Raw genomic sequence first — 415 nt, 5'->3', positions numbered from 1 at the left:
CACCGACACCACCGGCCCCCTCCCCACCCCCGAGGACTTCCAGAACATCCCCGGACTCGGCGTCCAGGGCACCGTCGAGGGCCACGCCGTCCTCGTCGGACGGCCGCGCCTCCTCGCCGACGCGGCGATCCCCCTCCCGCCCGCGTTGTCGGACGCCCTGGCGGAGGCCGAGGAGCACGGCCGTACGGCGGTCGTCGTGGCCTGGGACGGGGAGGCGCGGGGCGTGTTCGGGGTGGCGGACGCGGTCAAGGACAGCAGTGCGGCGGCCGTGAGCGAGCTGCGCGCCCTGGGGCTGAAGCCCGTGCTGCTGACCGGGGACAACCGGGCCGTGGCGGAGTCGGTCGCGGCCGAGGTCGGCATCGACGAGGTGTACGCGGAGGTCATGCCGCAGGACAAGGTCGACGTGGTCAAGCGC

At 74.9% G+C, this 415-nt stretch carries 1 protein-coding gene; it reads left to right on the top strand.

All coding sequences use genetic code 11. The features are described 5' to 3' along the window. On the top strand, positions 1 to 415 hold a 415-nt coding region (locus CR470_RS38470; protein WP_143664010.1), incomplete at both ends, for an HAD family hydrolase.

Origin of the sequence: Streptomyces sp. rh34, assembly GCF_002551245.1 — a bacterium.
Classification (GTDB): Bacteria; Actinomycetota; Actinomycetes; order Streptomycetales; family Streptomycetaceae; genus Streptomyces.
This window is presented reverse-complemented; position numbering and strand designations above follow the sequence as displayed.